The 11,670-nt window shown below is 64.9% G+C and carries 10 protein-coding genes; 9 read left to right on the forward strand and 1 reads right to left on the reverse strand.

The genetic code is table 11. From position 1 onward, the window contains the following. Positions 1 to 16 precede the first annotated feature (16 nt). The 7 genes from WBL06_RS10370 (at position 17) to darG (ending at position 9,668) form a co-directional block, all read left to right on the forward strand. A complete protein-coding gene (locus tag WBL06_RS10370; RefSeq protein WP_424455921.1) occupies positions 17 to 871 on the forward strand; it encodes a PHP domain-containing protein in 855 nt (284 codons plus the stop codon). 128 nt (positions 872 to 999) lie between these two features. Continuing rightward, positions 1,000 to 1,605 carry a hypothetical protein gene (locus WBL06_RS10375; protein WP_424455922.1) on the forward strand — a complete coding sequence of 202 codons (606 nt, stop codon included), beginning with the start codon at positions 1,000 to 1,002 and terminating at the stop codon, positions 1,603 to 1,605. Further along, positions 1,602 to 3,269: an Eco57I restriction-modification methylase domain-containing protein gene (locus WBL06_RS10380; protein WP_424455923.1), complete on the forward strand. Its 1,668-nt coding sequence runs from the start codon at positions 1,602 to 1,604 to the stop codon at positions 3,267 to 3,269. Before WBL06_RS10375 ends, WBL06_RS10380 begins: the two co-directional genes overlap by 4 nt. Further along, a complete protein-coding gene (locus tag WBL06_RS10385) occupies positions 3,266 to 5,464 on the forward strand; it encodes a GmrSD restriction endonuclease domain-containing protein (RefSeq protein ID WP_424455924.1) in 2,199 nt (732 codons plus the stop codon). The genes WBL06_RS10380 and WBL06_RS10385 overlap by 4 nt, the downstream gene beginning before the upstream one ends. Next, a complete protein-coding gene (locus WBL06_RS10390; RefSeq protein ID WP_424455925.1) occupies positions 5,461 to 7,887 on the forward strand; it encodes a restriction endonuclease in 2,427 nt (808 codons plus the stop codon). The genes WBL06_RS10385 and WBL06_RS10390 overlap by 4 nt, the downstream gene beginning before the upstream one ends. 103 nt (positions 7,888 to 7,990) lie before the next feature. Then, on the forward strand, positions 7,991 to 8,602 hold the full coding sequence (gene darT, locus WBL06_RS10395; RefSeq protein WP_424455947.1) for a type II toxin-antitoxin system toxin DNA ADP-ribosyl transferase DarT: 612 nt from the start codon (positions 7,991 to 7,993) through the stop codon (positions 8,600 to 8,602). A 13-nt stretch (positions 8,603 to 8,615) separates the two neighbouring features. After that, positions 8,616 to 9,668: a type II toxin-antitoxin system antitoxin DNA ADP-ribosyl glycohydrolase DarG gene (gene darG / locus WBL06_RS10400; RefSeq protein WP_424455926.1), complete on the forward strand. Its 1,053-nt coding sequence runs from the start codon at positions 8,616 to 8,618 to the stop codon at positions 9,666 to 9,668. 101 nt (positions 9,669 to 9,769) lie between these two features. Here darG and WBL06_RS10405 read toward each other — a convergent pair whose 3' ends face one another. Further along, positions 9,770 to 10,327, reverse strand: coding sequence for a hypothetical protein (locus tag WBL06_RS10405; RefSeq protein WP_424455927.1), 558 nt, complete (start codon positions 10,325 to 10,327; stop codon positions 9,770 to 9,772). A 77-nt stretch (positions 10,328 to 10,404) separates the two neighbouring features. Between WBL06_RS10405 and WBL06_RS10410 the strand changes: the two genes are divergently transcribed. Together WBL06_RS10410 and WBL06_RS10415 are read left to right on the forward strand one after the other, a co-directional pair. Beyond that, on the forward strand, positions 10,405 to 11,166 hold the full coding sequence (locus tag WBL06_RS10410) for a lysophospholipid acyltransferase family protein (RefSeq protein ID WP_424455928.1): 762 nt from the start codon (positions 10,405 to 10,407) through the stop codon (positions 11,164 to 11,166). Positions 11,167 to 11,170: 4 nt separating this feature from the next. Next, positions 11,171 to 11,644, forward strand: a complete 474-nt coding sequence (locus WBL06_RS10415; RefSeq protein WP_424455929.1) for a RidA family protein — start codon at positions 11,171 to 11,173, stop codon at positions 11,642 to 11,644. The last annotated feature ends 26 nt before the right edge of the window (positions 11,645 to 11,670 follow it).

The following is an 11,670-nucleotide window of genomic DNA, read 5'->3' on the forward strand; positions in this document are numbered from 1 at the left end:
AGCCTACGATGGCGGGGTGTCTGCGCCGCTCATCGACTTGCATGCGCACAGCAGCGTCTCGGACGGCACCGAGTCGCCAGCTGAACTCGTCGCGGCGGGAGTGGCTGCGGGGCTCGACGTTCTCGCGATCACCGACCACGACTCGACGGCCGGGTGGGTCCCCGCCTTCGCGGCCGCAGAGGGAACCGGCATCACGATCTTGCCGGGCATGGAACTCTCCACCCAGCTCGACGGCGCGAGCGTGCACCTGCTCGCCTACCTGATCGACCCCGCGCATCCGGGCCTGCTCGCCGAGACCGAACGCATCCGCGCCGAACGGCTGCACCGCGCCGAGGCGATGGTGCGGCGCATCGCCGTCGACTACGCCCTCGACTGGGACGACGTGCTCGCCCAGGCCCAACCCGGCTCGACGATCGGGCGCCCGCACATCGCCGACGCGCTCGTGCACCGCGGACACGTCGCCGACCGCAGCGCCGCGTTCGAGAGCATCCTGCACTGGAGAGCCGGCTACTACCGGCCGCACCCGGCGCCGAAGCCGCTCACCGGCGTCGAACTGATCGTCGCCGCCGGCGGGGTGCCGGTGCTCGCGCATCCGGGTGGCCGCGGGCCGGATCGCGTCTTCAGCGACAAGCGCATCCAGGCGATGGTGGATGCCGGCCTCGCCGGGGTCGAGATCGGGCACCGTGACAACGGGGCCGCGTCGCTCGAACGCTGGACCGAGGTCGCGAAGCGGTACGACCTGATCGTCACCGGGTCGAGCGATTACCACGGCCTCGGCAAACCCAACGTGCTCGCCGAGAACACGACGACGCCCGAGAACTACGCGCGCATCGTGGAACGCGGCACCGGGTCGAGCCCGTTCGGGGGCTGACCGTGTATGCGACTCGCCCATCGCGGGCGGTCGCGGGGGACCGACGTGCAAGACGTGGAGCCCTTTCGCCGAACTGCGGGCGGCCCCGTCGGCCCGAAAGTCGGAGGTCCTGCGCCAGAATGAATCGCATGGTCGGGGTGAAGATGAGCGAGAGCGCGATGGCGGAGCCGCGACACATCAAATCTCGGGAGCGGGTGCGCGATCTCGGTGAGGTCTACACCCAACCGCGCGAGGTGAACGCGATGCTGGATCTCATCCCGGATGCCTTCGCCGACGTTGACACCCGTTTTCTCGAGCCGGCCGCCGGCAACGGCAACTTCCTCGTCGCGATCCTGGAGCGGAAGATCGTTGCGATCCACCCGACGGTGACGGGCGATGCCTACGAGTTCGCAGTGCTGCGATGTCTGGCGAGCATTTACGGCATCGACATCAGCGAGGAGAACGTCGAGGAGGCCCGAGGGCGGATGCTCGCGATCGCCACGACGGCAGCAGCCTTCGATGACGGGGATGCCTCGGCACCATTCGTGCGGGCAGCGGAGGCGATCCTCGCCACGAACGTTATCGTCGGTGACTCGCTGAACGCGGCCGACCGAATCGTGTTCGTTGAGTACACGCCTCTGCCCGGCGAGCGGTTCCAGCGCGTGCCGTCGGAACTCGAGCCGCCGGAAATGGACCTGTTCTACGAGCCACCCGCCCCGATGCCGACCGTGCACTACTCGGAACTCGGCGCATGACGATCGCGGACCCGGCACCCGCGCACATTCCCGACGTGCTGGAGACGCTTGCCCAGCTGCCCAACGACGAGGTCTACACCCATCCGAAGCTCGTCAACGCGATGCTCGACATCCTCCCCGAACACGTCTGGTCCGAGCCGAACTACAGGTGGCTCGACCCGGCGACGAAGTCGGGTGTGTTCCTCCGAGAGGTCGCCCGCCGCCTCATGGTCGGGCTCGCGGTATGGGAGCCTGACGGCGCCAGACGCCGCGACCATATCCTGCGACACATGATCTACGGTGCGGCGATCACGCAGATGAGCGGCGAGATCGCCCGGCGTTCGCTGTACCAGACAAAGAACGCGACCGGCACCGAGGTCAAAGATCCGGCGCTCGCGGACCTCGTCGTCCGCCTCGATACGCCGGCGGGAAACGTGCCGTTCGTTCCCACCGAGCACGCCCTTGATCGGGCCGGGAAACTCTGCACAGTGTGCCGCGCCCCGGCGGCCCTCATCCGCGAGAACCGCGAGAACTTCGCCTACTCGTTCCTGCACGGCACCTACCCCACGAAGGAGTTGGCGGACATGAGATTTGATGTCATTGTTGGCAACCCGCCTTACCAGATCGGCACCGAGGGGCATGGGAAGACCGCGTCGAGCATCTATCAGCTCTTCGTTGAGCGAGCTATCCGGATGGATCCCCGATACGTCGTCATGATTACTCCATCTCGCTGGTTCGCCGGTGGGAAAGGCCTCGATGAGTACCGCGATCGGATGATCAACGACCGAAGAATTCGGAAGCTCATCGACAACCCGAGGATCTACGACGTCTTCCCGCAGGTGAAGATTCGAGGTGGCGTCTCTTACTTCCTGTGGGATAGGGAGTTCGACGGCGACTGCGAGTTCTCGACCCGGGTAGACGGTGTTGTCCGATCTTCGATGATGCGCGATCTTCGCGAAGGCGACGGTGTCGTGATTCGCGACAACCGTGCGATGAGCATCGTCCGGAAAGTGCAAGCCCACGGTGATCCGAGAAGGGTTGAGGACGTCTCTTCGGTCACAAAGCCATTCGGTCTCACAATGCGCTCGAACTACCCAGGAAGCGTTCCAGAGCCGTTTGAGGGAGCAGTTCCCCTTATCTACGCGACCAAAGTCGGGTATAGCCGACGCGACCAGATTGAGCGAAACCACGATTGGATCGACCGCTGGAAAGTCCTCCTTCCGATGGTGTCGTCGGGCGATACTCCGACCGATGACGAAGGCAACATAGTTGATGTCGTGTTGGGAGAGCCGATCGCGCTTGCACCCGGGTCCGCCTGTACCCAGACGTACTTCATCCCCGGAATGTTCGACTCCCGCGACGAGACGGAGAACTTCGCCCACTACCTCGCAACCAAATTCGTTCGCTTTCTGGTCCTTCAGAGGAAGATCTCTCAGCATGTAACGCCGGACCGATTCCGCTTCGTACCGATGCTCGACATGGAACGACGGTGGACTGACGGGGACTTGTACCAGCGGTACGGGTTCTCGAAGGAAGAGATCGACTACATTGAGGCATCCATCAAGCCCCGCTCACTGATCCTCTCCCTCGACTCACCGATTCCGGAGACGCACCTTCCCGGTGGCCGCAAGTACAGGGCAGGCGACGCTCCTTCCGAACCGGATGAAGACGGAGACGACGAGTGAAGGTTGAGGTCGTCAAGCCGGTCGACGTTTTCTACAACCCGGTGCGGCTGCTCATGCCGCTGTTCCAGCGCCCCTATGTCTGGAACAAGGAGAACCAGTGGCTGCCGCTGTGGCAAGACGTGACCCGGCTTGTCGAGGTGATACACGGGCCCAACCCGCAGGCGACTCACTTCCTCGGCGCGATCGTCATCCAGCAGGTTCCCGTGCCGCTCGGAGCGCTCCCCGCCTGGAGCGTCATCGATGGGCAGCAACGCCTCACGACGCTGCAGCTCTTCTTGGACGCGCTGCACGCCGTGCTCGACGGCCGCGGTTGGAGCTCACTCGCGCAAACGGTGGAGCCGCTTGTGGAGAATCCGCAGGCGCGATGGAAGACTCCGCACGACCGGTTCAAGCTCTGGCCGACGAACAAGGACCGTCCTGGCTTCCTCTCCGTCATGGAGGCGCCAACTCCCATTGACTACCAGGCGGTGGTGCAATCCCGCCTGTCCGCCGCACACCAGTTCTTCCGTGACGAGATCGTCGCGTGGATCGGCGATGGTCCAGAAGCCGATGCGCGCGCGACGGCACTCGTCGGGACGGTTACCGAGCGCTTGGAAATCGCGAGTATCCGCCTTGAGGCCACCGAGGACGCGCAGGCGATCTTCGAGACACTGAATGCCCGCGGAACGCCGCTCACCGCCGCCGACCTGATCAAGAACTTCGTCTTCCAGCGCTTCGATGCCGATTCTGCCGAGGCCGAACAGGCCTATCACGACTACTGGGAGGACTTTGAGACGCCGTTCTGGGAGGCCGAGGTTCAGACCGGGCGTGTGCGGTACTCGCGCTCGTCGCTGTTTCTGTACCACTGGCTGACCGCGCGCACGCGCGAGGACTTCCCTGCGCGCGAGGTGTTCGCGCAGTTCAAGCACTACGTGACGACGAAACACCCCGACGTGACGACCCTGCTCCCGCAGCTCAAAGCGGCGGCAGACAAGTATCGAGCGATCATCGAGGGCTCGCAGAAGGTCTCCGGCGAGCTCAGTCGGGTCGAGCTCTTCGCCTACCGCGTCAGCACGCTCGACTCCGAACTCGCGCGCCCTCTCCTAATTTGGCTCGATGAGCCCGAGCAGAAGGCCGTACCCGCCGCTGACCGCGAAGGCATCCTCGACATCCTCGAGTCCTGGTTCGTCCGCCGCGCGCTCGTCAAGACACCCTCAGCCGGCTCGAACCGCCTGATGGTCGACCTGCTCGCTCACCTCGCGGGCGCCGACTCGCAGGCTCTGCCCGCGGCACTCGAAACCTTCCTCACCGGCCTCCACTCGCCCGCTGTCGGCTACTGGCCCGACGACGGCGAGGTCCGCGCCGCACTGACCGACACGACCGCGTACTGGCGCTACCTTCGTGGCCGTCTTCGCATGGTTCTTGAGGCCCTCGAAGATCGCCGCCGCGGCTACCCGGTTGGCTCCCAGCTCGCAATGGGACCGATCATCCGTGGTAAGGCCACGATCGAGCACATCATGCCGCAGAACTGGTCGAAGAACTGGCCGGCGGACCTCGATGACGCTGAGCAGGCCGAACGCGGGCAGCTCATCCAGTCTCTCGGAAACCTCACCCTGGTCACACAGGCGCTCAATTCGAAGCTGTCGAACGAAGCCTGGCCGGTGAAGCGGGCCGCACTGCAAAAAGTCGGCGACGTGCTGCTCACGAACGAAGTCGTCAACTCGGCGCCCGAGGAGTGGGACGAGGAGTCGATCCGCGTCCGCACGCGGAAACTCATCGAGGAGATCATCGCGGTCTGGCCGGTACCCGAAGGACACACCGGCTCTTCGACGCCGGGCCGGGCTGCCGCCATCGTCACCCGCGCTGATGTCGATATCGCGAGCCTGGTCGATGCGGGCTGGCTCACCGCCGGGCAGCGACTCATCAAGAACGCGAACGCGCACCGCGAGGTCGCGGTCGACCTGGAGGTCGTCATCGCCCAGGACGGGCGCATCTTCCTCGGCGACACCCCGTTCACAACCCCCAGCGGCGCCGGGATGCATGTGCTGGGCAAGCCGGTCAACGGCTGGTGGTTCTGGTCGACCGAAAGCGGCGCGACTCTCGCTGAAGTGCGATCTGAGTACCTCATGTCGATCGGCGAGGCTGATGCCGAAGTCGTGGACGAGGTACCGGACGAGCTCGAGCACTCGAGCGAGCTCGATGAGGTCGGCGCGTGACGAATTACATTTACGCGTACACACACGCGGGGAACGCGAAGCCGTGGACCCGTCCGGGTGGGGCGAAGGGCGATGTCTGGATCAAGGTCGGCCAGACGAAGCATCCGGGCATCGAGCGGGTGCGTCAGCAAGTGAACACCGCGTTTCCTGGCCTCGTCGGGGTTGACATCCTGTTCGACTCGGAACTCGCCGAGCGGGGGGACGGCACGGAGTTCACTGATCACGACGTGCACCGGGTGCTCGCCCAGGCGGGCATCGCGAATGCGGGTGGCGAGTGGTTCGAGGCGACCCTCGATGAAGTCCGGGGTGCCGTCGTCTCGCTCCAGCGCGGCGTGCCGTTTAGCCCGACCCGTGTGCAGACATTTCCGATGCGGCCGGAGCAGCGTGACGCCGTGGAGCAGACGGCGGCGTTCTTCCGCGCTCACCCGGATGGGTCGCCGAAGTATCTGTGGAATGCGAAGATGCGGTTCGGCAAGACGTTCACTACCTACCAACTCGCGTGTGAGATGGGCTGGGCGAAGGTGCTCGTCCTGACCTATAAGCCGGCGGTTCGCGGCGCATGGCGCGACGATCTGCTGAGCCACGTCGACTTCATCGACTGGGAGTACGTCGACCGCGACACCCCGACTGCCGAAGCCGATGCGAAGCTCGACAGCGGGCGCCCGACGGTCTGGTTCGCCTCTTTCCAGGACGTGCTCGGGCGGGATGCCGAAGGCAATCCGAAGCCTCGAAACGAGACGCTCCAGATCGTCGACTGGGATTGTGTGGTCATCGACGAGTTCCACTTCGGCGCATCGACTGCCGCCGCCCGCGAGGTCTACGACCCGCAGGACAAGGCCGAAGCTGCCTGGGCGGAGCTGTTCAGGAAGGCGAGCGACCAGGCCGACGACGCGGACGTTGAGGTGGTCGAGGCGCCGGATACGCGGCTGAAGACGAAGTGTCACCTGCACCTGTCTGGCACCCCGTTCCGGGCGATCACGAACGGAGACTACGACGACAGCCAGGTCTTCAACTGGACCTACATCGACGAGCAGCGGGAGAAGCGGGACTGGTCGCTCAGGGGGGGCGAGCTGAACCCGTACGCGGAACTGCCGCAGATGCGGATGTACACCTACTCGATGGGCCAGACCGCGGCGGAGTGGGCAGCGGACGGCGAGTTCGACGGCTTCAACCTCAACGCCTACTTCAAGGCGAAAAAGGTTGGCGAGGGCTACGTCTTCGAGAGGCCCGATCAGGTTGCCGAGTTCCTGAAGCTGATCCGTGGGCAGAAGGTGATTGACAAGACGATCATCGAAGGGCAGGCCGCCCCCTTTCCGTACCAGGCCGAAGAATTCACCGAAGCCGTCAAGCACACCGTCTGGTACATGAACGACGTCGCCTCGTGCCAGGCGATGGCGGCGCTGCTGAGAAAGGACGCCTTCTTCTCGACGTACGAGATCTACGTGGCGGCCGGCACGGGTGCCGGGGTCGGCGCGAAGGCGCTGGAGCCTCTGCAGAAGGCGATCAAGCGCGCTGATGCTTCCGGTAAGTCCGGGTCGATCACCCTGTCTTGCGGCAAGCTCATGACCGGGGTCACCGTCCCGGAGTGGACCTCGATCTTCATGCTCCGCTCCCTCAAGGCACCCGAGTCGTATTTCCAGGCGGCGTTTCGGGTGCAGTCGCCATGGAGGATCGACAAGGTCATCCAGAAGGAGACGGCCTACGTCTTCGAGTTCGACCCGAACCGCGCGCTCTCGCTCGTCGCGCTCTACGGCACGGAACTCGCGAACAACTCGCCCGACCGAAAGGAGACACAGCGCAGCGTTCTCGGTGATCTCATCAACTTTCTCCCCATCTTCGCCATCGACGGTGGCCAGATGGAGTCGCTCGACGTCGACGCGATCCTCGACTGGGCGCACGGCGGTATCAGCGCTAACTCGCTCGCCCGGCGCTGGAAGTCCATCGATCTCTACAACATCAACGGCGTGACGATGGACCGGCTCATCCAGGACGAGGATCTGCTTGCCGAGCTGGAGCAGATTGAGGACTTCCGCACGATCCGCGAGGAGGCGGAGAAAATCGTCACCCGCTCCAAGCAACTCGGCGAGGTGAAGCGGAACGGTGGCAGCAAGCAGGAGCAGCGACCGCACAAAAAGGAGATCGCGGAGAAGCGGCGAAACATCCGCGAAAAGCTGAAGAAGGTCTCCGCGAAGGTGCTCATCTTCATGTACCTCACCGACTTCCGCGAGGAGCGCCTGGCCCACGTCATCGAGTCGCTCGACACCGACCTGTTCCTGCGCTCCACTGGGCTCTCGCTACCGTCTTACGCCAAGCTCACCGAACTCGGCGTCATCAACGTCGGCAACATGACCGATGCCATCCAGAAGTTCCGGTACTTCGAGAAGAAGAGCCTCGAAGCTCTCGTCGCGGCGGAGGGTGGCTGATGCCCACCCCGTCTCGAGGCCGCTTCGTCGATCTCTGGGTGCGCGCCGGGATACTTACGACGGGTGTCCTGTCATGACAGGTCGCAAGCAGCCCACGGTGGTGATGCACTTCACCCACATTGATCACCTTGCGACGGTTGTTCAGCATGGACTGCTGTCCGACACGGAAGCGCAGGCGACGGGCCTGCTGAGCACCGAGGTGGGTAATCGTGAGATCAAAGAGCGACGCCGGCGAAGGGAAGTCCCGATCGAGCCCGGTGGGGTTGTTGCTGACTATGCCCCGTTCTACTTCCGGGCGCCCAGTCCGATGATGTCGGCGATCGCCCACGGCAGAGTTGATGAGTATCAGGCTGGTACCGGTCGGCTCGTCTACCTCGTCTCGACTTTGGAGAGGCTGGTTGCCGACGATCTCAGACCGATCATCACCGATCGAAATGCGGCCCTCGAGGTCGCCGCGTTCCGATCCGTTGATCTCGCGGACCCTCTCGACGACGGCTTCATCGAGTGGGAGATCATTCGGGCGAGGTACTGGGGGGATTACCCCGATGGCAAAGAACGTCGCATGGCAGAGTGCCTTGTACACGGGCGGGTGCCATGGCCCTCCTTCCTGGAAATCGTCACACGGAATGACATCGTGGCTCAGGAAGTGCAGGCAATCCTCGCGGAGCATGGCGCGAATTTGCAAGTCAAGGTCATACCCGACTGGTATCTGTAGGAGTGTGAAGGCGATGATCACCGAGGCGAAGGGCAATCTGCTCGCCGCGCCCGTCGAGGCGCTCGTCAATACGGTCAACACCGAGGGAATCATGGGCAAGGGCATCGCCCTGCAGTTTAAGAACGCGTTCCCCGAGATGTTCAAGGCATACACGGCCGCCGCCAAGCGTGGCGAGGTCAAGCTCGGGCAGATGCACGTCTGGCCGACCCAGGCGCTCGACGGTCCGCGGTACGTCATCAACTTCCCGACGAAAGCGCACTGGCGGGCGAAGTCGCGGATCGGCGACATTGACAGCGGACTCGTCGACCTCGTGAAGGTCGTCCGAGATCTCGACATCACGTCCATCGCTGTACCACCTCTCGGCTGCGGCAACGGTGGGCTCGACTGGGCCGAAGTTGAGCCGCGTATCCGTGCCGCGTTCGATGCGCTGCCCAAAGTCGATGTCCGGATCTACCCGCCAGCGGGCGCGCCTAAGGCCGCCGACATGCTGGTAAACACCCCAAAGCCCAAGATGACCCCGGGTCGCGCAGCGCTCGTCGGGATCATCACGAAGTACACACGCCAAGCGCTCGACGCGCCCTCGCTGATCGAGGCGCAGAAGCTGATGTATTTCCTGCAGGCCGTCGGTGAGCCGCTGCGACTCGACTTCAAAGCGAACAGGTACGGCCCGTATGCCGACAATCTTCGACATGTCCTGGCGCAAATTGAGGGGCACTACCTGATTGGCTACGGGGACGGGACGGCAAAAGCCCTCGACGCGGTCCCGCTTGAGCCTGTGACGAGCGCTTTGCCTTCAGTTGAGCAGGAACTCGACGCCCACCCCGAGACTCGAAGTCGGATGGAGCAGGTACTCCAACTCGCCGAGGGATTCGAGACGGCCTACGGGATGGAGCTCCTCGCCACTGTCCACTGGGTAGCCACGCACGAGGCCGCTGGACGGCCGGACGAGAACGTCACCGAAAGGGTCGCCGAGTGGTCGCCGCGGAAAGCGCGCATGTTTACGCCCGAGCATGTCGGCACCGCACTAGCCACGCTCCGCGAACACGGCCTGCTTGCGGCGGCGTAGTCCTCATCACAGATCGGCACCGCCCGGCCTCCGCGGCAAGGGGGGATTTCGCGGTCGAAGCGCACCGTGACCGGCCAATCCCATCTTCAGGCGGCTCCGGCTCAGCGGTGCCAGAGGGCCGACAGCGGTGCGTCGGGGCCCTGCAACACCAGATCGTTCGCCGAACACGCCGCCGTGACGGTCGGGATGTCGGTGTAGTCGATCGCGGGAACCGGGGGGCCGTCGGGGCTTACCGGCACGTCGGGGTCGGGAACGTTGGCCCAGTTCGCCAGGTCGATCGTGTCGTCGACGGCACCGACCGACCAATCACCGGAGCCCGAGTATGCCGACGGCTGGTTGAGCGGCACCATCGTGTCACCGGCGACGATCGTGCCGGTCGTCGTCAACTCGATGTCGGTCGACACGAGGCCGTCTTCGGTGAAGGTGATCTGGCCGGCGCCGGTCATGCCGAAACCCTCGATCGGCAGACCCAAACCGAGCACGAAGGCCTCCGACTGGGCCGCGTAGTCGGCGACATCGAGCTGCCAGGTGCCGACGATGCACGGGGCGTCGGCGGCCGGTGGCACGTCGGGATCGGGCTCGGGGGTGCCGCCGGGCGCGGTGCAGCCCGCGAGCAGCAGTGCGGTTGCCGCGAGGGCGATGGTGCCGAGGGTGCGCATGTTACGTCCTTCCGCCGGGGTTTTACACTCCCACGACGCACCTCACGACGTCCACGGTTGACGGCCTACCCTGAACTGTGCGTCGCTATCGCAACGAGCCCATCTACACCGGGGCGATCGGCATCGGCCGGCTGCTCTTCGGCACCCTGCGGGTGAAGCTGCGGGTGGCGGGCCGCGAGAACCTGCCGGTCGACGGGGGAGCCGTGATCGCGGTCACCCACTTCGGATATCTCGAGTTCGCGATCGTCGAATGGGTGACGTGGCTCGCGAATCGCCGCCGCATCCGCTTCATGGCGAAGAAGGGGGCGTTCAAGGGCTGGCCGCTCGGCGCGCTGATGCGCAACATGAAGCACATCCCGGTCGACCGTTCCGCGGGGTCGCACGCCTACGACGCGGCCGTGACGGCGTTGCGCGACGGCGAGCTCGTGGGGGTGTTTCCCGAGGGGACGGTGAGTCGCAGTTTCGAGGTGCAGCGACTGAAGGCAGGAGCGGTGCGGCTCGCTCAAGCCGCCGGGGTGCCGCTCATCCCGGTCGCCGTCTGGGGCGCCCACCGCATCCTCGCCAATGGCGCGAAGAGCAAGGCGCGCGACCGCGTGGGCGTGCCGGTGTATGTGAAGATCGGCTCGCCGGTGGATGTCGCGGCCGACGCTGACATCCATGACGCCTCGGATGCCTTGCGGGCGACCCTGCAGCAGCTCACCGACGAACTGCAGGACATCTACCCCGTGGACGGTGCCGGCAAGTGGTGGCAGCCGGTTCGGCGGGGTGGGACGGCGCCGAGTGTCGCCGAGGTCGCGTCCGAACAGCGCGGGTCGCGCCGACCGGAAGATGCGGAGTAACGCGGTGAATGAGCACAGAGACTCGGTGGAGCAGCGCATCCTCGAACTCGGCCTGGTGCTTCCCGAGGTGAAACCACCGGCCGCCAACTACGCGAACGCGATTCGAGTTGGCGACATGGTCTATCTATCGGGAACCGTGCCCGTCGATGCGAACGGCGACATCCCCAAGGGCAAGGTTGGCGCTGACGTTTCGACCCTGCAGGCGGCCGAGCATGCTCGGCTCGTCGGGCTCCATCACCTCGCGATCCTGCGTGATTTGCTCGGATCGCTCGATCGCGTCCGCCGAGTAGTGAAGCTGCTGGGGATGGTGAACGCCGTGCCCGAGTACACCGAGCACTCGGCGGTCATCAACGGCTGCTCCGACCTGCTCGTTGAGATTTTCGGCGAGCGCCACGCTCGTTCGGCTGTCGGGGTCGGCAGCTTGCCGTTCGGCATCTCGGTAGAGATCGAGTTGATCGTCGAGCTCCACCCGAGCTAGAGGCCGGAAGGTTCGGCGCCTCGAGT

The organism is Pseudolysinimonas sp., from assembly GCF_049651805.1.
In the GTDB taxonomy this organism is placed as follows: Bacteria; Actinomycetota; Actinomycetes; order Actinomycetales; family Microbacteriaceae; genus Pseudolysinimonas_A.

Bases quoted from the DNA above. Each gene is read 5' to 3' on its own strand.
- darT (WP_424455947.1), top strand. From the start codon at position 7,991: ATGCACTTCACCCACATTGATCACCTTGCGACGGTTGTTCAGCATGGA.
- WBL06_RS10380 (WP_424455923.1), top strand. From the start codon at position 1,602: ATGACGATCGCGGACCCGGCACCCGCGCACATTCCCGACGTGCTGGAG.
- WBL06_RS10375 (WP_424455922.1), top strand. From the start codon at position 1,000: ATGGTCGGGGTGAAGATGAGCGAGAGCGCGATGGCGGAGCCGCGACAC.
- darG (WP_424455926.1), top strand. From the start codon at position 8,616: ATGATCACCGAGGCGAAGGGCAATCTGCTCGCCGCGCCCGTCGAGGCG.
- WBL06_RS10405 (WP_424455927.1), bottom strand. From the start codon at position 10,327: ATGCGCACCCTCGGCACCATCGCCCTCGCGGCAACCGCACTGCTGCTC.